General features: G+C 70.1%; 20 protein-coding genes. 5 read left to right on the top strand and 15 right to left on the bottom strand.

The features are described 5' to 3' along the window. Positions 1-77: 77 nt before the first annotated feature. Positions 78-1,223, bottom strand: a complete 1,146-nt coding sequence (locus DYS74_RS13905; RefSeq protein ID WP_113901880.1) for a phosphoserine transaminase — start codon at positions 1,221-1,223, stop codon at positions 78-80. Positions 1,224-1,392: 169 nt separating this feature from the next. Between DYS74_RS13905 and serB the strand changes: the two genes are divergently transcribed. Beyond that, the gene (gene serB, locus DYS74_RS13900) at positions 1,393-2,265 is read left to right on the top strand and encodes a phosphoserine phosphatase SerB (RefSeq protein ID WP_113901881.1); all 873 of its coding nucleotides are present in this window, start codon (positions 1,393-1,395) and stop codon (positions 2,263-2,265) included. Here the strand turns inward: serB and nagA are convergent. Together nagA and DYS74_RS13890 are read right to left on the bottom strand one after the other, a co-directional pair. Further along, complete coding sequence (gene nagA / locus DYS74_RS13895; protein WP_121534294.1) at positions 2,241-3,389, bottom strand: N-acetylglucosamine-6-phosphate deacetylase; 1,149 nt, start codon at positions 3,387-3,389, stop codon at positions 2,241-2,243. The genes serB and nagA overlap by 25 nt on opposite strands. Then, positions 3,377-4,195 carry a BadF/BadG/BcrA/BcrD ATPase family protein gene (locus DYS74_RS13890; protein ID WP_121534293.1) on the bottom strand — a complete coding sequence of 273 codons (819 nt, stop codon included), beginning with the start codon at positions 4,193-4,195 and terminating at the stop codon, positions 3,377-3,379. Before DYS74_RS13890 ends, nagA begins: the two co-directional genes overlap by 13 nt. Before the next feature lie 191 nt (positions 4,196-4,386). Here DYS74_RS13890 and DYS74_RS13885 point away from each other — a divergent pair, with 191 nt between their 5' ends. The 3 genes from DYS74_RS13885 to DYS74_RS13875 all read left to right on the top strand — a co-directional run bounded on the left by DYS74_RS13885 (position 4,387) and on the right by DYS74_RS13875 (position 6,317). Continuing rightward, the gene (locus DYS74_RS13885) at positions 4,387-5,037 is read left to right on the top strand and encodes a hypothetical protein (RefSeq protein ID WP_121534292.1); all 651 of its coding nucleotides are present in this window, start codon (positions 4,387-4,389) and stop codon (positions 5,035-5,037) included. 145 nt (positions 5,038-5,182) lie between these two features. Next, entirely contained in the window at positions 5,183-5,956 is a 774-nt protein-coding gene (locus DYS74_RS13880; protein WP_121534291.1) for a DUF6478 family protein, read from the top strand. Between the two features lie 10 nt (positions 5,957-5,966). Next, complete coding sequence (locus tag DYS74_RS13875) at positions 5,967-6,317, top strand: hypothetical protein (RefSeq protein WP_121534290.1); 351 nt, start codon at positions 5,967-5,969, stop codon at positions 6,315-6,317. Between the two features lie 77 nt (positions 6,318-6,394). Here the strand turns inward: DYS74_RS13875 and DYS74_RS13870 are convergent, their stop codons facing one another. The 5 genes from DYS74_RS13870 to DYS74_RS13850 all read right to left on the bottom strand — a co-directional run bounded on the left by DYS74_RS13870 (position 6,395) and on the right by DYS74_RS13850 (position 13,486). After that, positions 6,395-8,407: an NADPH-dependent 2,4-dienoyl-CoA reductase gene (locus DYS74_RS13870; protein ID WP_121534289.1), complete on the bottom strand. Its 2,013-nt coding sequence runs from the start codon at positions 8,405-8,407 to the stop codon at positions 6,395-6,397. 81 nt (positions 8,408-8,488) lie between these two features. After that, positions 8,489-9,589 carry an ABC transporter permease gene (locus tag DYS74_RS13865; RefSeq protein WP_121534288.1) on the bottom strand — a complete coding sequence of 367 codons (1,101 nt, stop codon included), beginning with the start codon at positions 9,587-9,589 and terminating at the stop codon, positions 8,489-8,491. Between the two features lie 2 nt (positions 9,590-9,591). Next, positions 9,592-10,737, bottom strand: a complete 1,146-nt coding sequence (locus tag DYS74_RS13860; RefSeq protein ID WP_121534287.1) for an ABC transporter permease — start codon at positions 10,735-10,737, stop codon at positions 9,592-9,594. Continuing rightward, on the bottom strand, positions 10,734-12,494 hold the full coding sequence (locus DYS74_RS13855; protein ID WP_121534286.1) for an ATP-binding cassette domain-containing protein: 1,761 nt from the start codon (positions 12,492-12,494) through the stop codon (positions 10,734-10,736). Before DYS74_RS13855 ends, DYS74_RS13860 begins: the two co-directional genes overlap by 4 nt. 5 nt (positions 12,495-12,499) lie before the next feature. Continuing rightward, positions 12,500-13,486 (bottom strand): HlyD family efflux transporter periplasmic adaptor subunit, encoded by a 987-nt coding sequence (locus tag DYS74_RS13850; RefSeq protein WP_121534285.1) that lies wholly within the window; start codon positions 13,484-13,486, stop codon positions 12,500-12,502. A gap of 103 nt (positions 13,487-13,589) precedes the next feature. On the opposite strand from DYS74_RS13850, the gene DYS74_RS13845 reads away from it, so the two are divergent. Beyond that, positions 13,590-14,243 (top strand): TetR/AcrR family transcriptional regulator, encoded by a 654-nt coding sequence (locus DYS74_RS13845; RefSeq protein WP_121534284.1) that lies wholly within the window; start codon positions 13,590-13,592, stop codon positions 14,241-14,243. On the opposite strand, the gene DYS74_RS13840 is transcribed toward DYS74_RS13845, so the two are convergent. The 7 genes from DYS74_RS13840 to DYS74_RS13810 all read right to left on the bottom strand — a co-directional run bounded on the left by DYS74_RS13840 (position 14,233) and on the right by DYS74_RS13810 (position 22,603). After that, complete coding sequence (locus DYS74_RS13840; protein ID WP_121534283.1) at positions 14,233-15,012, bottom strand: TIM barrel protein; 780 nt, start codon at positions 15,010-15,012, stop codon at positions 14,233-14,235. The two genes, DYS74_RS13845 and DYS74_RS13840, sit on opposite strands and share 11 nt — an antisense overlap. Before the next feature lie 24 nt (positions 15,013-15,036). Then, the gene (iolB, locus tag DYS74_RS13835) at positions 15,037-15,843 is read right to left on the bottom strand and encodes a 5-deoxy-glucuronate isomerase (protein WP_121534282.1); all 807 of its coding nucleotides are present in this window, start codon (positions 15,841-15,843) and stop codon (positions 15,037-15,039) included. Positions 15,844-15,871: 28 nt separating this feature from the next. Beyond that, positions 15,872-16,774, bottom strand: a complete 903-nt coding sequence (iolE, locus tag DYS74_RS13830; protein WP_121534281.1) for a myo-inosose-2 dehydratase — start codon at positions 16,772-16,774, stop codon at positions 15,872-15,874. A 23-nt stretch (positions 16,775-16,797) separates the two neighbouring features. Next, on the bottom strand, positions 16,798-18,630 hold the full coding sequence (gene iolD, locus DYS74_RS13825; RefSeq protein ID WP_121534280.1) for a 3D-(3,5/4)-trihydroxycyclohexane-1,2-dione acylhydrolase (decyclizing): 1,833 nt from the start codon (positions 18,628-18,630) through the stop codon (positions 16,798-16,800). A 2-nt stretch (positions 18,631-18,632) separates the two neighbouring features. Further along, entirely contained in the window at positions 18,633-20,549 is a 1,917-nt protein-coding gene (locus DYS74_RS13820; protein WP_121534279.1) for a bifunctional 5-dehydro-2-deoxygluconokinase/5-dehydro-2-deoxyphosphogluconate aldolase, read from the bottom strand. A 130-nt stretch (positions 20,550-20,679) separates the two neighbouring features. After that, complete coding sequence (locus DYS74_RS13815; RefSeq protein WP_121534278.1) at positions 20,680-21,498, bottom strand: ATP-binding cassette domain-containing protein; 819 nt, start codon at positions 21,496-21,498, stop codon at positions 20,680-20,682. 1 nt (position 21,499) lies between these two features. Next, positions 21,500-22,603 carry an ABC transporter permease gene (locus DYS74_RS13810; protein WP_121534277.1) on the bottom strand — a complete coding sequence of 368 codons (1,104 nt, stop codon included), beginning with the start codon at positions 22,601-22,603 and terminating at the stop codon, positions 21,500-21,502. Positions 22,604-22,609: the final 6 nt, after the last annotated feature.

Genomic DNA, 22,609 nt, shown 5'->3' with positions numbered 1-22,609 from the left:
GGGCGGGTCGTCACGGAGTCTATAGACGTCCCGCCGCGCTTTCGCATGCGGCCCGCCCGGAGGCAGGCCGCCTGAAATCAGGCCTGAGCCGCGATTTCCGCCTCGAAGGCGTATTCGATCCAGGGCATCAGCGCCTCGAGATCGGCCTTCTCGACGGTCGAGCCGCACCAGATGCGCAGGCCGGCCGGGGCGTCACGATAGGCGCCGACGTCAAGCGCGACGCCTTCCTTCTCGAGCCGCTTCGCGACGGCCTTGGCGAAGGCCGCGCCGTCCTTGATCCGGGCGTCGTTGAACTTCAGGCACACCGAGGTGGTCGAGGCGTTCGCCGGGTTGTTGGCGAGGTTCTCGATCCAGGGCTTCGCCGCGACGAAGTCCCACACCACCTGCGCGTTCGCCTCGGCGCGGCCGATCAGGCCCTTCAGGCCACCGATCGACTTGGCCCATTTCAGCGCCACGAGGTAGTCTTCGACGCAGAGCATCGAGGGGGTGTTGATCGTCTCGCCGACGAAGATGCCGTCGATCAGCTTGCCGCCCTTGGTCATGCGGAAGATCTTCGGCATCGGCCATTTCGGGGTGTAGGTTTCCAGCCGCTCGACGGCGCGCGGGCTGAGGATCAGCACGCCATGGCCGCCTTCGCCGCCCAGCACCTTCTGCCAGGAGAAGGTGACGACGTCGAGCTTGTCCCAGGGCAGATCCATCGCGAAGGCGGCCGAGGTCGCGTCGCAGATGGTCAGGCCCTGGCGCTCGGCCGGGATGTCGTTGCCGTTGGCGACACGCACGCCCGAGGTGGTGCCGTTCCAGGTGAAGACGACGTCAGTGTTGAAGTCGACATCGGTGAAATCGACGATGTCACCATATTCGGCCTTCTTCACGTCGGCGTCGATCTTGAGCTGTTTCACCACATCGGTGACCCAGCCCGAGCCGAAGGATTCCCAGGCGCACATGGTGACCGGACGGGCACCGAGCAGCGACCACAGCGCCATCTCGACGGCGCCGGTGTCCGACGCGGGAACGATGCCGATGCGGTAGTCGGCGGGCACACCCAGGATCTCGCGGGTGGTCTCGATCGCCTCTTTCAGCTTCGCCTTGCCGACGGCGGCACGATGCGAGCGGCCAAGCGGCGCGTCAGCGAGCATGTCGAGGGAGAAACCGGGGATCTTCGCGCAGGGGCCCGAAGAAAAACGCGGATTGACCGGACGCGCGACCGGAGCTTCGTAAGCCATCAATGGTATCCTTCCAGATAAACGCCCCTCGTTGGGGAGAGGTGTCCCGCTGCGGCAGATACGCCTCCGCCTGCTCTGGCACAAGGGGGGAAATTGCGATATTGCGCCGCATCGGCGCCCGAAAGCGACGCCGCGCTCCACTATCGGAAACTTCTCGCGGAATCCCCCAATGTTCATTGCCGTCCTCCTCGCCGATCCGAAAGCCGCCAATCTCGAGCGCGTCACCGTTGAATCGCTGCGCAACGCCTGGGGCGGGGGCGAGGCGCGCTGGCTGAGCCCCGGCATCGCCGCCGAGTTCGAGCTGAGCGAGATGCCCTCGAATCGCTGGGACGTGTGGGAAAGCCTGCAGGGGCTGGGCCACGACCTGGTCATCGTGCCGGCCGAGGGGCGGCGCAAGAAGATGCTGCTCGCTGACATGGACAGCACGATGATCCAGCAGGAGTGCATCGACGAGCTCGCCGACGTGGCGGGCGTCGGCGCGCGGGTGAAGGAGATCACCGCGCGGGCGATGAACGGCGAGCTTGATTTCGAGGGCGCGCTGACCGAACGCGTCGGTCTGCTCCGGGGCCTGTCCGCCGACGTCATCCGCCAGGTGATCGACGAGCGGCTCAGCTTCATGCCGGGGGGCCACGACCTTTTGCGCACGATGAAGGCGAACGGCGCCTATTGCGCGCTGGTCTCGGGCGGCTTCACCGCCTTCACCGGCCATGTCGCCGAGGTGCTGGGCTTTGACGAGAACCGCGCCAACGTGCTGCTGGTCGAGGACGGCAAGCTCACCGGCGTGCCCTCGCGCCCGATCCTCGGCCGCGAGGCGAAGGTGCAGGCCTTCCACGAGATCTCGGCCCGGCTCGGCCTTGCGGCGACCGAGGTGATCGCCGTGGGCGACGGCGCGAACGACCTTGGCATGCTGCATCTGGCCGGCATGGGCGTGGCGCTGCACGCCAAGCCCTCGGTCGCCGCGCAATGCGACATCCGCATCAACCACGGCGACCTGAGCGCGCTTCTGTATATCCAGGGCTATTCGGTCGAAGACTTCGCCTGAACTGCGACACCGCCGCGCCAGGTGCCCGCAAGGCGCCAGTCGGCGGTGAGATGCACCAGATCGGCGGCCAGGCCGGGGGCGATGCGTCCGGCCGGCGCCCCGATCAGCCCGGCAGGCCGCGCCGTCGCCATCGTCAGCGCCGCCTCGGGCGCAAGGCCAAGCCGGGTGATGCACAGCCGGATCGCCTCGGGCAGGGTCAGGTCCGCCCCCGCAAGCGTGCCGTTTTCCAGCCGCAACGCGCCGTCGCGGCGCAGGATCCGGCGCCCGGCCAAGGTGAATTCCTGCGCCTCGGTGCCCGCGACCGCCATCGCATCGGTCACCAGGAACAGCCGATCCCCCGCCAGCCGCAGGGCAAGCGACAGGGTCTCGGGGCAGACATGGATGCCATCGGCGATCAGACCGGCGGCGAAGGGCAGGCTCAGCGCCCCGCCAACGAGCCCCGGCTCGCGCGAGCCAAGCTGTGACATCGCGTTGAAGAGATGGGTGACCATCCGCGCCCCGGCGGCATGGGCCGCCTGCGCCTCGGCAAAGCTTGCCTCGGCATGGCCGAGCGAGACGAGGATGCCGGCCTCGGCCAGTTGCGCGATCTGATCGGGGGTGGCAGAGGCGGGCGCCAGCGTCACCACCAGCGCGGGCAGACCGGTCTTCGCCTCGGTCAGGATGTCGATGTCGTCCTGCGTCAGCGGCCGGATGCACTGCGGCGGGTGGCAGCCCGGCCGCTTCGGGTCAAGGTGCGGCCCCTCGAGGTGCAGCCCCAGAAAGCCCGGCACCCGCGCCGCCGCGGCGATCCCCGCCGCCAGGACCGAACGCGTCGCCGCCGCGGTGTCGGTGATCAGCGTCGGCAACAGCCCCGTGGTGCCAAGCCGTGCGTGCGCGTCGCAGATCGTGGCGATGGTCGCGACCGTGGCCGAACCATCGAGCATCACGCCGCCGCCGCCGTTCACCTGCAGGTCGATCAGCCCGGGGGCAAGGGTGCCGCCCGGCAACGTGATGCGCGGCCCCGCGGGCGCCTCGGCCTCGGGCAGGACCCGGGCGATGCGGCCGCCCTCGACCACAAGTGCGGCGCCGTCGTGAAAGCGCGTGCCGTCGAAGATCCGCGCGCCGGTAAAGATCAGTCGGTCCATGTCATCTCCTCGCGCGCAAGGGCCAGCGCGCCGTCAAGCGCCGTGCCCGCGGGCGCCAGCGCCGGCCAGTCGGGCAGAGCGAGCCGCGGCCCGAGCCCGCCCATCCAGACGACGGGCAGCGGGGCCTCGGGTTGCAGCAGCTCCACCGCGGCGCGGATCTCGGCCGCGGCGGCCGCGCGCACCGCCTGCGCGGCGGGGTCGTCCTCGAAGGCGCGCGGGGCAAGGCAGGCCCAGTCGGCGGGCGTCGCAGCCAGCGAAAAGGCCACGAGCCCCGCCGGCCCGCCCAGCTCGTCCGAAAGCGCCGCCAGCAGCGGCGTCAGCGCCACGAAGCCATCAAGCGCGCGGGTCGTGCGCATCACCAGCGCCCGGCCGATCCAGGCGCCCGAGGCCTCGTCGCCAAGCCGCAGGCCCCAGCCGCCGATCGCGCGCAGCCGCCCGCCGATCTGCCGGGCAAAGACCGATCCTGTGCCGATCGCCACCGCGATGCCGTCGCGCGGGCCCAAAGCGCCGCGCACCGAGGTGGCGACGTCCTGCACCACCTTGGCGGGAAACGGCAGCGCTGCCGCGAGCCGCGGCCCCGCCCCCGACAGGTTCGCCCCGGCAAGGCCCAGCACCGCGCGCACCTGCGCCGCGGGGCGATCGCCGATCACCGCCCGCGCGACGGCGGACACCTCGCGCAGCGCGGCATCGAAATCGGTGGCGATATTCGCCGGGCCGCCCTCGGCCCGGGCCAGCACCGCCCCCGAGGCATCGGCCAGTGCCGCGCGGCATCCGGTGCCGCCGCCGTCGATCCCGAGATAGAACATCGCCCCTCCTGCCCGGTTGCGTGGGCCGGGCCCGTGTCGGCGCGAAGATGCCGCGCCGGGGGGCGGGGGGCAAGGCGAAACGCCGCCTGCGCCGCAGCGCACCGGCGGCCGGCCGCACACGCGGCTTCACCCCTTCGGCACCGGCCGCGGCAAGGCTTGCCCGAGGCCGCCGCCGCCGCTATGCCTTTTGCATGAGCACGAGGATCAGCCCCTTTTCGCTGCGGCGCCTGCTGCTGCCGGCCCTGCTGGCAGGGCTTGCCGGCTGCGTCGCCCCCGGCACGCCTGCCACCGACCGCGCCGAGGTGCTGGGCGGCACGATGACCCTCGTTGCGCCCAAGGGCTTCTGCGTCGACCCCGGCTCGCGCCGCGAGGAGCGCGCGGGCAGCTTCGTGCTCTGGGGCAATTGCGCGGCGATCTCGGGCGATGCGACGGCGCCGAAACCGCCCTATCGCGCGATGCTCACCGCCACCGTCGGCCCCGAGGGCGCGGGCCCTGTCGAGGCGACCTTCCCGGGCTTCGAGCGCTTCTTCCGCTCGGGTGCGGGGCGCGCGGCACTCGCCCGCTCGGGCGCACCCGACGATGTCGAGATCCTGAAGGTCAAGCGCAGCGGGCATCTGCTGCTGCTGAAGATCCGCGACCGCTCGCGCGTGCAGGGCGCCCCGGTGAGCGAGACCTACTGGCGCGCGATCACCGGGCTTTCCGGGCGGATCACCGCACTTTCGGTGCTGCCGCTCGAAGGGGCCTCGATCACCGACGCCGCGCAGATCCGCCTGCTGACCGATTTCGATGCAACCATTCGCGCCGCGAACCCGGAAACAATCACCGCCTCGCCGAAAAGTTGAACCAAGGCCTCCGTTTTCCCGCGGAACCCCCGGAAACCGGAACGATTCCACTTTTCCCGCTTCAAATTCAGAAATCTCACGAATAAGACTCTGAAATGCAGGGATTGTTTCCAAAGCGTTAACGATTTGTCGCGAGGGTCGAGGCATGGTCAAGAAACAGGACTCCTTTCTCGATCGGCTTGTGCAACGACGGGCGCTTGCGCGCTGGCAGCGGGCGACACGGCTTGCCCCCTCTCTCGATCTCGACGACCTGCGGCAGCTGCGCAGCGATGCCGCGCAGGTGCGCCACGCGGTCGGCGAGCTTCTGCACATCGCCGACGGCCGGCTGACGATGCCGATGGCGGGCGGAGACGGCATCGATCGGCCGCTTGGTGCGGACTGGGCCTGGCGGCCCGCGTTGTGGCGCGGCCCGATCGAGCCGCGCGGCATTGCCGCCGCCGAGACCCGCCAGCGCCTCGGCGACGAGGTGACCCTGTTTCACGACTGCAAGGTGTCGGAGCTGACGCTGCACCAGCTGCGCAACACGCGCGAGAAGGACCCGGCCCCCTACGGTCTGCGGATGGACGTGTTCCGCTTCGACGGCTCGTTCCTGTCGCTGGTGCTCGACCTGCCCGAAAGCGGGCTGCGGGGGATGCGGCGCAACCACCTGGTGCGGCTGAACATCGATGTCGAGGTGGAAAAGCCGCTCGAGATCTTCTGCCGGCTGAACGTCAAGCACGGGCCGAACACCGAACAGCTGGTGCGCGAGCTGCCGCTGAGCACCGGGGCGAGCCATGTCGACTTCGACCTCGCCTATACCAAGATGAACGAGAAGCGGCTGGAGAAGGCCTGGGTCGACCTGATCTTCGAAGGGCCGCAGATGAACCAGGTGATGCTGCGCGACGTGACCTTCGTGCGCCATCCGCGCGCGGATATCTGAGGGGAAAGCCATGCTGGAAATGTCGCGGGTGCGCAATGGCCGCTGGGAAGCGATCTGGGACGGGGCGGATGACGCCCGCATCGCCGTGCTGCATCAGGGCGAGGAGCTGCCCGGCCTGACCTTCGAGGCCACCGGAGACGGCAAATGGCGGCTGAGCCTGCCGATCCCGGCCGGGCTCCTGTCGGACGGGGTGCAGAGCTTCGTCATCCGCGAGGGCAGAGACACGGTGGGCAAATTCTCGATCGTCACCGGCGCGCCGCTGGAAGACGACCTGCGCGCCGAGATCGAGCTTCTGCGGGCCGAGCTCGACCTGCTGAAGAAGGCGTTCCGGCGCCATTGCGTCGAGACCGGCGCGGCCTGACGGCGACGACTGGCAGGGGTGATGGCCGGGGGGCGCCGCCCCCCGAACCCCCCGAGGTATTTCGGGCAAGATGAAGATCAGAGCGCCGCGCCGAGGCGGGTGCCCTGATCGATCGCCCGTTTCGCATCAAGCTCGCCCGCGACATCGGCACCGCCGATGACCTGCGGCGTGATCCCGGCGGCGATCAGCTGCTCGGCAAGGCTGCGCTCGCTCAGCTGGCCGGCGCAGAGCACGACGGTGTCGGCGGCAATCAGCGTGGGGTCCTTGCGCTCGGGGCCGAAGCTGATCTGCAGCCCCTCGGCGGTGATCGCCTCGTAATTCACCCCGCCCATCATCCGCACACCCTTGGCCTGCAGCGCCGCGCGGTGGATCCAGCCGGTGGTCTTGCCCAGCTTGCGGCCCGGTTTTTCCGGCTTGCGCTGCAACAGCGTCACCTGCCGCGCGGGCGGTTCGGGCTGCGGCGTGGCCAGGCCGCCCGGGGTGCGCGCCGGATCGCCGACGCCCCATTCGCGCATCCAGTCTTCCGGGTGCAGGGTCGGGCTGTCGGTGACGGTCAGGAACTCGGCCACGTCAAAGCCGATGCCGCCCGCGCCGACGATCACGACGCGCGGGCCGGCGGTGACGCGCCCGGTCAGGATGTCGATGTAGCTTGCGGCCCGTTCCTCGCCCGGGATGCCGGGGCTGCGGGGCGTGACGCCGGTGGCGATGATGACCTCGTCAAAGCCCGCGAGCGTCTCGACCGTGGCCTCGGTGTTCAGGCGCAGCGTGACGCCGGTGCGCGCCAGCATCGTCGCGAACCAGTCGGTGAGGCCGTGGAACTCCTCCTTGCCCGGCACCCGGCGCGCCATGCACAGCTGGCCGCCGATCTCGGCCGCGCGGTCGATCAGGGTGACGGCATGGCCGCGCCCGGCGGCGGTGATCGCGGCGGAAAGGCCCGCGGGCCCCGCCCCGACGACGGCGATGCGCTTCGGCGCGGGCGTCGGGGCCAGCGTCAGCTCGGTCTCGTGCCCGGCGCGCGGGTTGACGAGGCAGCTCGAGATCTTGCCCGAGAAGGTATGATCGAGGCAGGCCTGGTTGCAGGCGATGCAGGGGGCGATTTCCGCCGCGCGCCCCGCGGCGGCCTTGGCGACGAAGTCGGGATCGGCAAGGAAGGGGCGGGCAAGCGAGACCATGTCGGCATCGCCGTGGGCGAGGATCTCCTCGGCGACGCCCGGGGTGTTGATCCGGTTCGAGGTGATGACCGGGATCGAGACCTCGGGGCGCAGCCGCGCGGTGAGCCAGGTGAAGGCCGCGCGCGGCACCGAGGTGGCGATCGTCGGCACCCGCGCCTCGTGCCAGCCGATGCCGGTGTTGAGCATGCTGGCGCCGGCGGCCTCGATCGCCTTCGCGAGCGTCACCACCTCGTCCCAGGTCGAGCCCTCGGGCACCAGGTCAATCAGCGAGATCCGGTAGATCACGATGAAATCGGGGCCGACCGCGGCGCGCACGCGTTTCACCACCTCGACCGGCAGGCGCATCCGGTTCTCGTAGGAGCCGCCCCAGCGGTCCTCGCGCCGGTTCACGTGGCGCACGAGGAACTGGTTCAGGAAATAGCCCTCGGAGCCCATCACCTCGACGCCGTCATAGCCCGCCTCGCGGGCGCGAGCGGCAGCGGTGGCGATGTCGGCGATCTGCTTCTCGATCCCGGCCTCGTCGAGTTCCTTGGGCGGAAAGGGCGAGATCGGCGATTTCACCGCGCTGGCCGAAACGCAGTCGGGCGAATAGGCATAGCGGCCGGCGTGCAGGATCTGCATCGCGATGCGCCCCCCCGCCGCATGCACGCGCTCGGTGACGAGGCGGTGATGGGCGATGTCCTCGGGGGTGAACAGCCCCGCCGCCCCCGGAAACACCCCGCCCTCGCGGTTCGGCGCCATGCCGCCCGTCACCATCAGCCCGACGCCGCCGCGGGCGCGTTCGGCGTAGAATTCGGCGACGCGGTTCCAGTCGCCGGTCTCCTCGAGATTGGTGTGCATCGAGCCCATCAGCACGCGGTTCTTCAGAACCACGTGACCGAGGTCGAGCGGCGCAAGCATGTGCGGATAGTGGCTCATAGGTCTCCTCCCTGGCTGGCGCCAAAGTGACGTGCACGGAAGCCTCTGTCACGCCGAACGCGGCGTCAATGGCCGGTGGCGTCAGGACCGCGCCTGCCGGTCGAAGACCCGATGCGCGACGAAAAGCGTGACGGCGGCGATGGCGAAAAGCGCCGAGACCGCCGGCACCACCTCGGCGAGGCCAAAGCCCTTGAGGAAGATCCCCTTCGACAGCGCGATGAAATGGGTGAGCGGGTTCACCGCGCTCAGCAGCTGCAGCGCGGCCGGCATGTTCTCGACCGGGGCGAGATAGCCCGAGAGCACCACCGAGGGCACCATGAAGCAGAAGACGCCCAGGAAGGCCTGCTGCTGGCTGGCGCTGATCGCCGAGATCAGCAGCCCCACGCCGGAGAGCGCCAGCGCATAGGCGAACATCGCAAGCAGCAGCATCCACAGCTGCCCGGTGAAGGGCACGCCATAGAGGAACACGGCCGCCGCGGCGATCACGCTGGCCTGTGTCATCGCCACCAGGATGCCCGGCACCGCCTTGCCGACCATGATGTAGCCCGGCGTCAGCGGGGTGACGAGCAGCTGGTCATAGGTGCCCTCCTCGCGCTCTCGCGCCAGCGACAGGGCGGTGACCAGCAGACAGCCGATGGTCGAGATGATCGCGACAAGGCTGGGCAGCACGAACCATTTGTAGTCGAGGTTCGGGTTATAGAGGTTGCGCCGCTCGATCCGCGCCGGCAGCACCTGCCCCGCGCGCTCGTCGGCGAAGGTCGAGGTGATGTCGCGGATGTAGGAAAAGGCGATCTGCGCGGCGTTCGACTTGCGCCCGTCGATCAGCGCCTGCACCGTGACCGGGGTGCCCTCGAGCAGCTTGCGCGAGAAATCGGGCGGGATGCGCAGGCCCAGAAGCGCCTTTTGTGCGTCGATCGCCTGCTCGAGCTCGGCCTCGCTGTGCACCGGGTGGAGCGTGCCGAAGGCCGAGGCGGCGGCGATGCGGTTCACCAGCTCGACCGCCTCGGCGCCCGGATCCTCGTTCAGGATCGCGACGGCGGCATTGCGCACCTCGAGCGTGGTGGCGAAGGGGAAGACAACGAGCTGCACCAGAAGCGGCATCATCAGCATCGCCACGTTGCGGCGCGAGGACAGCAGCTGCGCCAGCTCTTTCGCGATCAGGGTGAGGATGCGGCGCCACATCGTCAGCCGTCCAGTCTCATGCGGGTGCGCCGCGCCGTCAGGCCCAGCCAGAACAGCGCCGAGACCAGCAGGAACAGCAGGTTCGGCAGCAGGATCGCGGCGATGTCGCCGGCCTGGAACAGGGTCTGCATCACCGTCACGAAATAGCGCGCCGGCACGATCAGCGTCACCGCCTGCACGAAAGCCGGCATCGAGGAGATCTCGAAGATCAGCCCGGACAGCATCACCGCCGGCAGGAAGGCGGCATTCAGCGCCGCGAGCGCCGCGTTGAACTGGTTGCGGGTCAGCGTCGACAGCAGCAGCCCGAGGCCAAGCGCGCTGCCCAGGAACAGGCTGGTGGCGACGAACAGCATGGCGATCGAGCCGCGCAACGGCACGTGCATCAGCACCACCGCGATGACGACACAGACCGCCATCGCGATCAGCCCGAGCCCGTAATAGGGCAGCGCCTTCGACAGCAGCAACTCGCCCCGCCGCACCGGGGTGGCGAGCAGCGCCTCCATCGTGCCGCGCTCCCATTCCCGCGCAACGACGAGCGAGGTCAGCAGCGCGCCGATGATCGTCATCACCACGGCGATCGAGCCCGGGATCAGGAAGTTGCGGCTTTCGGTCGAGGGGTTGAACCAGTAGCGCGGCTCCAGCGACACCGGCGGATCGGCACTGACGCCGCGGGCATCGGCGCGCGCGTGCAGCCAGCTTTCGAACAGGCCCTGGGCATAGCTGGCGACGAAATTCGCGGTGTTCGGCTCCGAGCCGTCGGTCAGCACCTGGATCCGCGCGCTGCCGTCGCCCGCCGCCAGCCGCGCGCCGAAATCTTGCGGGATCACGATGAGACCGCGCAGCGCGCCCTCGGCCATCGGCGTGGCCAGCTCGGCCCGGGTCCGGGCAAAGCGCAGGTGGATATAGGGCGAGCCCGCGGCCACGGCGGCAAAGCGCTGCGCCTCGGCGCCCTGATCCTCGAGCACGATGCCGAGCGACAGCCGGTTGGTGTCGAGCGAGATGCCGAAGCCGAAGATGAACAGCAGCACGACCGGCAGCACCACGGCGATCAACAGGCTGCTCGGGTCGCGCAGGATCTGCTTCGTCTCCTTGATGCAGAGCGCGCGCAGCCGGCGCAGCGAGAACCCCTCGTGCAGAGTGCGGGTCATGGCGCCCCCCCTGCCGCGGCGCGGGCGGCATCGTCGCGCTCGATCAGCCGGATGAAGGCATCCTCGAAGGTCGGATCGGGCAATGCGGCATCGGCCACCTGCCGCTTCAGATCGTCGGGCGGGCCGACGGCGATCAGCCGGCCGCGATAGACGAGGCCGATACGGTCGCAATATTCCGCCTCGTCCATGAAATGAGTGGTCACCATCACCGTCACGCCGCGGTCGACAAGCGCGTTGATATGCGACCAGAACTCGCGCCGGGTCACCGGATCGACACCCGAGGTCGGCTCGTCGAGGAACAGCAGCGGCGGCTCGTGCATCAGCGCGCAAGCCAGCGACAGGCGTTGCTTGAAGCCAAGCGGCAGCTCGGCCGCCTGCGTGCCGCGGTAATGGTCAAGCTCGAAGCTTTCCAGCATCTGCGCCACCTTGCGGTCGCGGCTGCGGCCGCTGAGCCCGTAGATGCCGGCGAAGAAGCGCAGGTTCCGCTCGACCCCGAGATTGCCGTAGAGCGAGAATTTCTGCGCCATGTACCCCAGCTTCTGCCGCGCCGCGGGGGCCGAATGCTTCAGGTCGATCCCCATCACCTGCGCCTCGCCGGATGTGGGCGCGAGCAGGCCGCACATCATCCGGAAGGTGGTCGACTTGCCCGCGCCGTTCGGGCCGAGAAGGCCGAAGATCTCGCCGCGCCGGACGGAAAAGCTGACGTGATCGGTGGCGACGAAATCGCCGAAGCGGCGGGTCAGGTCATGGGCGCGGATCACCGCCTCCGGGTCGATATGCGCCGGCAGCGCCACCTCGGCCAGCGTGCCGGCAAGCGCCGAGCGGCCGTCGGGCCCGCCGCCCACGAGATCGATGAAGGCATCCTCGAGCCGCGGCTCGACCGGCACGATGCGCGGCGCGTCCTCGCCCAGCTCGGCCATGGGCGGCGCCTGCCCCTCGGCCAGCACAAGCCGCACCGCATCGCCCTGGATCACCCCGTCGATCACCCCCGGAAGGCCGAGCGCGCGGCGCAGGAAATGGCGCCGGTTGCCGCGGATGTCACAGGCCAGGACCGAGCGGCCGCGCATCCGCGCGATCTGCTCGCCCGGGGGGCCGGCAAAGATCACCCGCCCGGCGTTCATCAGGCACAGCGCGTCGCAACGCTCGGCCTCCTCGAGGTAGGCCGTGGCCCAGACCACCGCCATGCCCTCGGCGGCGAGCGCCTGCACCATCCGCCACAGCTCGCGCCGCGAGATCGGATCGACGCCCACCCCGGGTTCGTCGAGCAGCAGCAGCTCCGGCTGCCCGACCAGCGTGCAGGCAAGGCCGAGCTTCTGCTTCATGCCGCCCGACAGCTTGCCGGCAAGCCGCCCGGTGAAGCGGTGCAGATCGGTGAAATCGAGCAGCCGCTCGAACTGCGCCTGCCGCGCCGCGCCGGTGACGCCGCGCAGATCGGCATAGAGAACCAGGTTCTCCATCACCGTCAGATCCTCGTAGAGGCCGAACTTCTGCGGCATGTAGCCCACCCGCAGGTGCAGCTCCGACGCGGCGCGCAGCGGGTCGAGCCCCAGCACCTCGATCTCGCCGGAGACGGGTTTCAAGAGCCCCGCCATCAGCCGCATCAGCGTGGTCTTGCCCGCGCCATCGGGCCCCGCCAGCCCGGTGATGACACCGCGATCGATGCTCAGCGCCACATCGTCCAGCGCGTGCTCCTCCGCGCCCTGCCCGGCATAGCGGTGGGTCAGGCCGCGGATCGAGACCGCCAGACCCGCCGCCATCGCGCTCACCCCGCCTCGGCGGCAAGGCGCACCGTCACCGGCATGCCCTGACGCAATGCGGTGTCGCCATCCTCGACGGTGATCCGCAGCCGGTAGACGAGGGCGCTGCGCAGGCTCTGCGTCTCGACCTGCTTCGGCGTGAACTCGGCGCGCGAGGAGACGAAGCCGACCGTGCCGTGATAGGGCGCGCCCGGGCGGGCATCGGTGAAGACCAGCACCCTGGTGCCCGGCGCGACCCGGCCCAGGTCGGGCTCCCCGACATAGGCACGCACGCGGATGGGGGTGTCGAGCGACAGCGTCACCACCGTGGTGCCGGCCGCGACCATCGCCCCCGGCTCGACCGCGCGGGTCAGCACGGTGCCTGCCTCGGGCGTTGTCAGCACGGCATCGTCGAGCTGGATCTGCGCCGCGTCGCGCGCGGCGGCGGCGGCCTGTCGCTGTGCCACGGCCTGCGCGATCTCGGCCGGGCGGGCGCCGGTCACCGCGGCAAGATGCGCCTGCACCGCGGCCTCATGCGCCGCCTGCGCCTGGCCAAGCGCGGCCTCGGCGGAATCGAGCGCCTGCTGCAGCGAGACCGAGGTGGTCTTCAACGCCTTCTGCCGCGCATAGGTCGCCTCGGCATTGCGCAGCGCCGCCTCGGTGCCGGCGACCTGCGCAGCGAGCTGGGCGATCTCCTCGGCGCGCGCGCCTTCCTTCAGCAGCGTCTCGGCCGCCGTCGCGGCATCGAGCGCGCCCTGCGCCTGTGCGAGCGCCGCGCGCTGCGGCGCCGCGTCAAGCCGCGCGATCTCGTCCCCGGGCGCCAGACGATCACCCTCCTCGACGGCAAGCGACGCGATGCGGCCGCCGGTGCGGAAGGCAAGGTTCAGCTCGCGGATGTCGACATTGCCTCCAAGAACCAGCGGCCCCTGCGCGGCCGGACGCGCCTGCCACAGGACAAGGCCGCCCACCGCCAGCGCGACGGCCAGCCCCGCCATGATCGCCCCTCGCCGCATCGCGCCGCTCCCCCGTGGTTCCGCGCCAGCCTAGGAAGGCACGAACCCGCTGACAACTGAAAAATGACTGGCGGGTCATTTTGTCCCGTGCAAGGATGGCACCATGCAGGAGACCACGTCAGAGCCAGAGCAGGCCCAGCCCGAAGCGGGGCTGCGCGACCGCAAGAAGGAAGCCAAGCGCGCCGCGATCATCGCGGCGGCGCAGGCCGAGTTCATCGCCCATGGCTTTGCCGAGGCGCGGCTGGCGCGTGTGGCGGCGCAGGCGGGCGTGGCGAAGGGCACGCTCTACCTGTATTTCGACAGCAAGGAGGCGCTCTTCGATGCGGTGCTGCGCGGCGCGCTGCCGCTGATCTTCGCGCCGCCCGTGGCGCCCGATCCCGGCACGCCGCCGCAGGTCGCCTTTCGCCGCCGGCTGCGCGCGGCGATCGCCGACATGCAGGCCTCGGGGCGCGACAAGCTGGCGCTGATCGTGCTGAGCGAAAGCGCGCAGTTCCCGGGCCTTGCACGGATCTATCTTGAGGCGATCCTCGAGCCGCTGTTCGAGCTGGTGCGTGACTATGCCCGCAGCTCGGGGGTGGCGCGGCTCGAACCGCTCACCCGCTATCCGCAGCTGCTGCTGGCGCCGATGCTGGCGGCGACGATGTGGAACCGGCTGATGACCGAACGCCCGCCGCTCGACCTGCCCGAGATGCTCGAGACGCATCTGACGCTGGTGCTGGGCCCGCCCGAGGGTGAGCCCGCCGGGGTCACAGGGTGAAGGCCGCGACGAAGGCGTCGACGGCGGCGTCGCTGTCGCCCGCGGCGAAGGCCTCCATCCCCACCGGGCCGCGATAGCCCATCGCCCAAAGCCCCCGCGCCACGCCGGGATAGTTGATCTCGCCGGTGCCGGGTTCGCAGCGGCCGGGATTGTCGGCGACCTGCACCTCGCCGATCCAGGGCAGGCATTTCTCGCACCAGCGCAGCAGATCCCCCTCGCCCAGCTGGGTGTGATAGAGGTCGAGGTTGATGCGCAGCTGCGGCCGGTCGACCGAGGACACCAGCGCCAGCACATCCGCGGTGCGGCCGAAGGGGCAGCCGGGGTGGTCGAGCGGGTTGAGGTTCTCGAGGGTGAAGACCACACCCTCGGCCTCGGCCAGATCGCAGATCCGCATCAGCGTGTCGCGCGCGCGCAGCCACATCGCGCCGGTGACGACCTCGCTCTGGCGCAGCGGAATGCCGCCCGGGCCAAGCCCCGTGCCATGCAGGTTCAGCCGCGCCACGCCAAGCCGCTTGCCCACCTGCACCGTCTCGCGCGCCGAGGCCAGCAGCCGCTCGGCCCCCTCGGCATCGGCGAGCCGCCCCTCGAGATAGCCGTTCATGATCGTGTAGCTCGCGCCCAGCCGTTCCAGTTCGGCGATGTCATGGTCGGGCCAGTTCCACAGCCCGACGCCAAGGCCGCGCTCGGTCAGCCGGGCGACGCGCCACGCGATCGGGCGCTCGGGCCAGAGCATCTCGGCGCAGACGGCAAGGGGAAAGGGGCGGGGCATTCGTATCACTCCGGTAAGCCGCGCTCAGCCGTCGCGGTCGAGGATCCAGGTCACCGCCGGGTCGGGCTGAAAGCGCCAGTTGCGGCGCGGCCCGGCCATGACGTTGAGGTAATACATCTCGAAGCCATAGGGCGCGCCGCAGGGGTGATGGCCGCGCGGCACCAGCACGACATCGCCGTCCTGCACCGCCATCGTCTCGTCGAGCGTGCCGTCCTCGGTATAGACCCGCTGGATGCCGAAGCCCTGCGCCGGGTTGATCCGGTGATAATAGGTCTCTTCGAGATAGGTGATGCGGGGGAAGTCGTCCTCGTCGTGGCGGTGGCTGGGATAGGAGGACCAGTGGCCGGCCGGGGTGAAGACCTCGGTCACCAAAAGGCTGTCGCAGATCTCCTCGGCCTCCATCGCGATGTTGTGCACATAGCGGGTGTTGGAGCCGCGCCCGCGTTCGGTGAGCGCGATGCCCCCGGGCCCGATCCGGCGTGCCGGATGGTTGCCGCGGCCCGGTGCAGCACAGACCGCGACGGTGCAGTCGGTCTCGGCAACCAGGCTCCAGTCCTGCCCGTTCGGCACATAAAGGCAATGCGGCGGCGTGCGCTCGAACACATTCATCCGCTCGCCCAGCACGCCCCAGTCCTGCCCGGCGGCATGGATGCGCGCCCGGCCCTCGACCAGGACGAGGATCACCTCGGTCGTGCCGGTCGCCTCGGCCGCGCTCTCGCCCGGGCGCAGCCGGTAAAGCGAAAAGCCGACATGGCGCCAGCCGGCCGAGGCCGGGGTGATCTCGTGCACCTTGCCATGGGTGCCAAAGGGTTTGCGCAGCAGATCCGCCATCATCCTCTCCTTTTCACCGAAACCGCCCTCAGGCGGCGTCAAGCCCCGCCTCGCGCGCCGCAGCCTTCAGCGCCTTCAGCCCCATGCTCTGGTAGACAAGCGGGGAGCGGACCGCCGGGTCCTGCTCGGCCTCGATCACCAGCCAGCCGTCATAGCCCGCCCGCGCCAGCAGCCGCAGCAGCGGCACGAAGTCGATCTCGCCCTCGGGGTCGCCCGGCACGGTGAAGGCACCGGCCAGCACCCCCTCGATGAAGGACAGATCCTCGGCCCGGACCCGGTCGCAGATCGCGCGGCGGATGTTCTTGGCGTGGAAATGGCGCACCCGGCCGACGTGGCGGGCCAGCACCTCGGCCGGCACGCCGCCGCCAAAGGCGCAGTGCCCCGCATCGAACAGCAGATGCGTCGCCGGCCCCGTCGCCGCCATGAAGGCGTCGATCTCTGCGGGGCTTTCGACCACGGTGCCCATGTGGTGGTGATAGACGAGGGTGATCCCCTCGCCCGCCAGATAGGCCGCGAAGGCCTCGATCTTGGCGCCGAAGTCGCGCATCCCATCGGCGCTCAGATGCGGGCGGTCGTTCACCGGGTGGCTCGGGTCCGAATGCACCGCGTTCGAGGTCTCGCAGACGATGCAGACGGCACAGCCGTTTTCCTTCAGCTTCGCAAGATGGCCCTGCACCGCTTCGATCTCGGCCTCGACGGAGCGGGTCAGAAGCTCGGTCGAATACCAGCCCGAGATAAAGGCAAGGCCATAGGAGCCCAGCAGCGTGCGCAGCGCCTGCGGGTCCTCGGGCCAGCGGTGGCCGTTCTCGATACCGTCGAAGCCGATCAACTCGCCGGCCTCGTGCAGGATCTGCGCGGTGGGGATCTCGGCGCCGATCGAGCGGTCGTCGTCGTTCGCCCAGGCGATGGGGTTGGTGCCATAGCGGATCATCTGGTTCTCCTGTCGGGCGGGGGTCAGTTGGCGCGCCGCACCCGGGCGGCCTGCGCAAGGTAACGGTCATAGGCGGCGGCGATCTCGGGGCGGTGGCTGACCTCTGGCACGGCCACATCCCACCAGTGCCCGGCGGCGCCGAAGCCCGGCCCCTCGGTGGCGCTGGTCTCGATCACGATCACGGTGGGAATGTCGCGCCCGCGCGCCGCGGTGATCTCGGCCTCGAGATCGGCGATGGTGACGGCGCGGACGGCATGGGCGCCAAGCGAGGCGGCATGGGCGACATAGTCGATCTGGGGCTGCGCCTCGACCGCGCACTCCGTGTAGAGGTTGTTGAACGCGGCCCCGCCGCAGGCCTGCTGCAGCCGGTTGATGCAGCCGTAACCGCGGTTGTCGGTCAGCACCACGGTGAAGGGCACGCGCCGCATCACCGCCGTCGCCAGCTCCGAATTCGCCATCATGTAGCTGCCGTCGCCGGTGAAGCAGATCACCTCGCGCTCGGGCCGCGCGAGCTTCAGCCCCATCGCGCCGGCGATCTCGTAGCCCATGCAGCTGAAGCCGTATTCCATGTGATAGCCGCCCTGCGACGGCTGCCACAGCAGCTTGAGCGCGCCCGGCATGGTGCCCGCGGCGCCCATCGCGATCGCCGCGGGGCCGGTCGCGCGCTGCACCGCGCCGATCACCTGCGCGTCGCTGGGCAGCGGGCCGTCCGGGTCGGGAGCGGCGCAATGGGCGTCGACGGCCGCAAGCCAGGCGGCGCGCGCCGCGGCATCGACGGTGCCGCGACAGGCGCCCAGCTGCGCCGACAGCCGCGCGAGCGCCACACGTGCATCGGCGACCAGCGGCACCGCGCCATGCTTGCGCGCGTCATGGGCCTGCACGTTCACCGAGATAAGCCGCCGGGCGGGATTGGCGAAAAGCGACCACGAGCCGGTGGTGAAATCCTGAAACCGGGTGCCGATGCCCAGCACCAGATCGGCCGCCGCCGCCGCCGCATTCGCCGCGGCCGAGCCATCGACCCCGGCCGCGCCCAGGTTCATCGGATGTACCTGCGCCAGCGCCGACTTGCCCGCCTGCGTCTCGATCACCGGGATCGCGTGGCGGGTGGCGAACTCGGCCAGCGCCGCCTCGGCGCCGGAATAGATCACCCCGCCGCCCGCCACGATCACCGGCGCCTGCGCGCCGCGGATCAGCGCCGCCACCTCGGCCAGCTCGGCCGCGTCGGGCTCGGGCCGGCGGATGCGCCAGACCCGCGGCGCGAAGAACGCGCGCGGCCAGTCGAAGCCCTCGGCCTGCACGTCCTGACAGAAGGACAGGCACACCGGGCCGCAGTCGGCCGGGTCGGTCATCACCGCAAACGCGCGCGGCAGGGCGCTCAGCAGCTGTTCGGGGCGGGTGATGCGGTCGAAATAGCGCACCACCGGGCGGAAGCAGTCATTGGCCGAGACCGTGCCGTCGCCGAAATCCTCGATCTGCTGCAACACCGGATCGGGCCGGCGCCCGGCGAAGACATCGCCCGGGATCAGCAGAAGCGGCAGCCGGTTCACATGCGCGAGCGCCGCCGCCGTCACCATGTTCGTCGCCCCCGGCCCGATCGACGAGGTCACCGCCATCGCCCGCCGCCGCGCATGGCCCTTGGCGAAGGCGATCGCGGCATGGGCCATCGTCTGCTCGTTCTGGCCGCGCCAGGTCGGGAAGGTGTCGCCCGCCTCGTGCAATGCCGCCCCCAGACCCGCCACGTTGCCATGGCCGAAGATCGCCCAGATCCCCTCGAGGAAGCGCTCGCCCTCCGCGGTCATCTGCGCGGCAAGCCAGCGCACCATCGCCTGCGCCGCCGTCAGCCGGATCGTCTCCATCGTCATGCCTCCTTCGCGGCCGCGCGGGCCGTGTCCCAAAGCCCGGCGAGCCGCGCATAACGGCGCGCCATCTCCTCGACCGCCGCCGCATCGCCAAGCGCGCCGGTCATCCAGGCCCGCGCCACCTCGCCGAAGATCGTGCGGCCGACGGCAAAGCCGCGCACCAGCGGGAAGGCCGCCGCCGCGCGGAAGCTTGCCGCCAGCTCCGCCTCGGGCGCATCGAGGCCAAGCACGACGATGCCGCGGGTGTGCGGGTCGTGTTCCTCGATGGCGACACAGGCCCTGGCCCATTCGGCCCGCGTCGCCATCGGTTCCAGCTTCCACCAGTCGGGAAAGATCCCCGCTGCGTAGAACTGCCGGATCAGTGTGGGGGTGGTGTCGGCATCGACCGGGCCGACCTTCGAGGGGATGATCTCGAGCAGGAATTCGAGGTCGTTGCGCCGCGCGGCCTCAAACAGGCGCCGCACCGTCGCCTCCTGCGCCGCGCGGGTGGCCGGGTCGTCGCCCGGGTGGCAAAAGCACAGCACCTTCACCACATCCTCGCGCGCCCAGGCCTCGAGCCCGCCGCAATCGGCGCCAAGGGCCGGCTCAAGCGTCAGCGGGCGCGAGCCCGGCCATTCGCAGGGCCGCCCGACCCAGAGCCCGCTGCCCGAGGCGGCATGGAGCGCGCGCCGGCCGATGCGGTCGTCGCACAGGATGCCATAGCCCGGCCGCCCCGCCTGCACCCGCTGCGCGGCCTGAAGGCACAACTCCTTGAACGCGCCGCCCTTTTCCGGGGTGTAACCCGCCATCTGCTCAAGCTGGACCCGGTGGTCGAAGGCGAAGATGCGGATGTCGGACCAGTCGGGCAGGCCGCGGCGGGCGCGGTTCGTCGACCAGTGGATCTGTTCGAGATCCGCATCGTTGCGCAAATCGGGGCGGATCACACCGCGCGACAGGAAGAAGTCGAGTTCCGCGCGCGAGGGATAGGCCGGCGTGCAGCCGTGCCGGCTGACCGCAAGCGCGCCGCAGGCATTGGCGTATTCAAGCGCCTTCGGCCAGGCCGCCCCCTCGAGCCAGCCGCGCAGCAGGCCCGAGAAGAAACCGTCGCCCGCGCCGAGCACGTTGAACACCTCGATCGGGAAGCCCGGGCCGCTGACGCCGTCATCGAGGCTGTCGGGAATGCCCCCCTCGAAGGCCACGGCGCCGGCCGCGCCGCGCTTGCACACCAGCGTCGCGGCGCTCACCGCCCGCACCGCGCGCAGCGCCGCGATGGTGTCGGTGCTGCCGCCGGCGATGTGGAATTCCTCCTCGGTGCCGACGATCAGATCGAAGAGCCCCAGATGCGCCTGCAACCGCGCGGTGACGGCGGCGCTCTCGATGAAGCGGTTTTCGCCGTCGCCATGGCCCGACAGGCCCCACAGGTTCGGGCGATAGTCGATGTCGAGAGCGGTCTTCGCGCCGGTTTCACGCGCCAGGCGCAGCGCCTTCAGCACCGCCGCCTCGGTGCGCGGGTGGCTCAGATGCGTCCCGGTCGCCACCACCGAGCGGGTCTCGGCGATCAACGCTTCGTCGATGTCGGCCTCGCACAGCGCCATGTCGGCGCAATTCTCGCGGTAGAAGATCAGCGGGAATTGCTCCTCGTCGCGGATGCCAAGCAGGACCAGCGCGGTCAGCCGCTCGGGATCGGTGGTCACACCGCGCAGATCGACGCCCTCGCGGCCCAGCTGCTCGCGGAGGAAGCGGCCCATGTGCTCGTCGCCGACCCGGGTGATCAGCCCCGAGCGCAGGCCGAGCCGCGCCGTGCCGCAGGCGATGTTGGTGGGCGAGCCGCCGATGTACTTGCGAAACGACCCCATGTCCTCGAGCCGCCCGCCGATCTGCGCGCCGTAAAGATCGACACCGGCGCGGCCGATGGTGATCACGTCAAGGGTCTTCATCCGTCCTGATCCTCGTGCTGGAGTGCCCGGCCCGCTTGCCGGACCCGGTCTTGCCGCTGCGTTGGGGTATGCGCTCCCGCAGCCCTCCCGAGGGGGGCCGGCCGTGCCGCCGATTGCGGAAGCGCCGCTGTCAGATGGTGCCGCCGAGCGAGCCCTCGAGCTCGGCAAGCTCCTGCCCGCCGGCCATCAGATCCTGCAGCTCCGCGGCCGAGATCTGGCCGCGCACCGCGGTGCCGAGCGTCTGGCCGCGGTTGAGAACGGTGAAGCGGTCGCCCACCGCCAGCGCATGGCGGACGTTGTGGCTGATGAAGACCACGCCCACGCCCTGCCGCCGCACCCGGTCGATGGTCGAGAGCACATTCGAGGTCTGCCGCACGCCCAGCGCCGAGGTCGGCTCGTCGAGGATCAGCACGCGCGCGCCGAAATGCACCGCACGGGCGATCGCCACCGTCTGCCGCTCGCCACCCGAAAGCGTGCCCACCGCCTGATCGGGGCCGCGCAGGTTGATGCCCATCTTGCGCATCTCCTCGACGCAGATCTCGTTCGCGCGGCGATGGTCGAAGCGCTTGAACAGGCCCCGGCCCTTCGTCGGCTCGCGCCCCATGAAGAAGTTGCGCGTCACCGACATCAGCGGGATCATCGCCAGATCCTGGAACACCGTCGCGATGCCCGCGTCCTGCGCGTCGCGCGGGCCGCTGAAGGTGGTTTCCTGGCCATCGATCAGGATCCGCCCCTCGGTCGGTTTCAGCACGCCCGACATCGTCTTGATGAAGGTCGACTTGCCGGCACCGTTGTCACCCAGAAGGCAGTGGCACTCGCCCGGGCGCACGTCGAAGGTGACGCCGTTCAGCGCGATCACATTGCCGAAGTGCTTGCGGATCTCCTCGAGGCGAATGATCGGGGCCGTCGTCGCGGCCTCTCCGTGATGAAACTTGCTGTCCTGCATCATCTCAGCGCTCCCCGGTCACGCGCTTGCGGATCACGTTGTTGAACACCACGGCAAGAAGCAGCATCCCGCCGAGGAAGACCTGGAACCAGTCCTGGTCGATCTGCGTGTAGGTCAGGCCGATCACCACCATGCCGAAGATGATCGAGCCGAAGAAGGCGCCGATCGCCGAGCCATAGCCACCGGTCAGCAGACAGCCGCCGATCACCGCGGCGATGATGCCCTCGAATTCCTTCTGGAAGCCGCGCCGCGCATCGGTCGAGCCCGCGTCCATCACCTGCATGATCGCCAGCAGCGCGGCGCAGACGGCGGTGAACATGAAGAGCGCGGTCTTGACCTTGCGCACCGGCACGCCCGCATTCGCCGCGGCATTGGCGTCGCCGCCCGAGGCAAAGATCCAGTTCCCCGCCGGGGTGCGCAGCAGCACCCAGGTGGCGGCAAGGGCAAGCCCCACGAACCACAGGATCTCGACCGGGATGCCGGGCACCTTCGGGGTGCCGTTCGGGAAGGTGTCGATCACCCCCGAGCGGGCGAGAGCGGCGAACAGCCCCTTGAAAGCCTCGCCCGAGAACAGCGGCGCGAGCATGTCCTGTGCCGTCGCCTCGCGCAGGCCGCGCAGCTGCGTCGAGCCGCCGGTGAGCGCCTTCAGCCCGACAAGGGTCAGCCCGCGCAGGATGAACAGGAAGGCGAGGGTGACGATGAAGGAGGGCAGCCCGGTGCGGATGGTGAGCTGCCCGTTCACCACGCCGACCAGCGCCGCGAAAGCGAGCGTCAGCGGGATCGCCACGATCAGCGGCAGGCCCAGATTGACCACCAGCGCCCCGAAGATCATCCCCGCGAAGGCGACCATCGAGCCGATCGACAGGTCGAACTCGCCGCCGATCATCAGCATCGCCGCGCCGATCGCCAGGATGCCGAGCTGCGCCGCCGGGCTGAGGAAGTTCATGATCCCCGACAGCGTGAACATCGCGCTGTTGGCGGTGATGAGGAAGAAGACCGTCACCAGGATCAGCCCGGCGATCGAACCGAGTTCGGGGCGTTTGATCAGCCGCGCAATCCAGGACTCGGTCCGGATCCGCTCGTCGGTCAATGGGGTGTCCACAGGCATTTCGTC

Origin of the sequence: Paenirhodobacter hankyongi (assembly GCF_003664585.1) — a bacterium.
GTDB classification, from domain to species: Bacteria; Pseudomonadota; Alphaproteobacteria; order Rhodobacterales; family Rhodobacteraceae; genus Rhodobacter; species Rhodobacter hankyongi.
The sequence above is the reverse complement of the archived record's forward strand: the minus strand, read 5'-3'. Positions and strand labels throughout refer to the sequence as shown.

Excerpts from the sequence above, each read along its gene's own strand:
- DYS74_RS13905 (WP_113901880.1), bottom strand. The coding sequence starts at position 1,223 with ATGGCTTACGAAGCTCCGGTCGCGCGTCCGGTCAATCCGCGTTTTTCT.
- serB (WP_113901881.1), top strand. The coding sequence starts at position 1,393 with ATGTTCATTGCCGTCCTCCTCGCCGATCCGAAAGCCGCCAATCTCGAG.
- nagA (WP_121534294.1), bottom strand. The coding sequence starts at position 3,389 with ATGGACCGACTGATCTTTACCGGCGCGCGGATCTTCGACGGCACGCGC.
- DYS74_RS13890 (WP_121534293.1), bottom strand. The coding sequence starts at position 4,195 with ATGTTCTATCTCGGGATCGACGGCGGCGGCACCGGATGCCGCGCGGCA.
- DYS74_RS13885 (WP_121534292.1), top strand. The coding sequence starts at position 4,387 with ATGAGCACGAGGATCAGCCCCTTTTCGCTGCGGCGCCTGCTGCTGCCG.
- DYS74_RS13880 (WP_121534291.1), top strand. The coding sequence starts at position 5,183 with ATGGTCAAGAAACAGGACTCCTTTCTCGATCGGCTTGTGCAACGACGG.
- DYS74_RS13875 (WP_121534290.1), top strand. The coding sequence starts at position 5,967 with ATGCTGGAAATGTCGCGGGTGCGCAATGGCCGCTGGGAAGCGATCTGG.
- DYS74_RS13870 (WP_121534289.1), bottom strand. The coding sequence starts at position 8,407 with ATGAGCCACTATCCGCACATGCTTGCGCCGCTCGACCTCGGTCACGTG.
- DYS74_RS13865 (WP_121534288.1), bottom strand. The coding sequence starts at position 9,589 with ATGTGGCGCCGCATCCTCACCCTGATCGCGAAAGAGCTGGCGCAGCTG.
- DYS74_RS13860 (WP_121534287.1), bottom strand. The coding sequence starts at position 10,737 with ATGACCCGCACTCTGCACGAGGGGTTCTCGCTGCGCCGGCTGCGCGCG.
- DYS74_RS13855 (WP_121534286.1), bottom strand. The coding sequence starts at position 12,494 with ATGGCGGCGGGTCTGGCGGTCTCGATCCGCGGCCTGACCCACCGCTAT.
- DYS74_RS13850 (WP_121534285.1), bottom strand. The coding sequence starts at position 13,486 with ATGCGGCGAGGGGCGATCATGGCGGGGCTGGCCGTCGCGCTGGCGGTG.
- DYS74_RS13845 (WP_121534284.1), top strand. The coding sequence starts at position 13,590 with ATGCAGGAGACCACGTCAGAGCCAGAGCAGGCCCAGCCCGAAGCGGGG.
- DYS74_RS13840 (WP_121534283.1), bottom strand. The coding sequence starts at position 15,012 with ATGCCCCGCCCCTTTCCCCTTGCCGTCTGCGCCGAGATGCTCTGGCCC.
- iolB (WP_121534282.1), bottom strand. The coding sequence starts at position 15,843 with ATGGCGGATCTGCTGCGCAAACCCTTTGGCACCCATGGCAAGGTGCAC.
- iolE (WP_121534281.1), bottom strand. The coding sequence starts at position 16,774 with ATGATCCGCTATGGCACCAACCCCATCGCCTGGGCGAACGACGACGAC.
- iolD (WP_121534280.1), bottom strand. The coding sequence starts at position 18,630 with ATGGAGACGATCCGGCTGACGGCGGCGCAGGCGATGGTGCGCTGGCTT.
- DYS74_RS13820 (WP_121534279.1), bottom strand. The coding sequence starts at position 20,549 with ATGAAGACCCTTGACGTGATCACCATCGGCCGCGCCGGTGTCGATCTT.
- DYS74_RS13815 (WP_121534278.1), bottom strand. The coding sequence starts at position 21,498 with ATGATGCAGGACAGCAAGTTTCATCACGGAGAGGCCGCGACGACGGCC.
- DYS74_RS13810 (WP_121534277.1), bottom strand. The coding sequence starts at position 22,603 with ATGCCTGTGGACACCCCATTGACCGACGAGCGGATCCGGACCGAGTCC.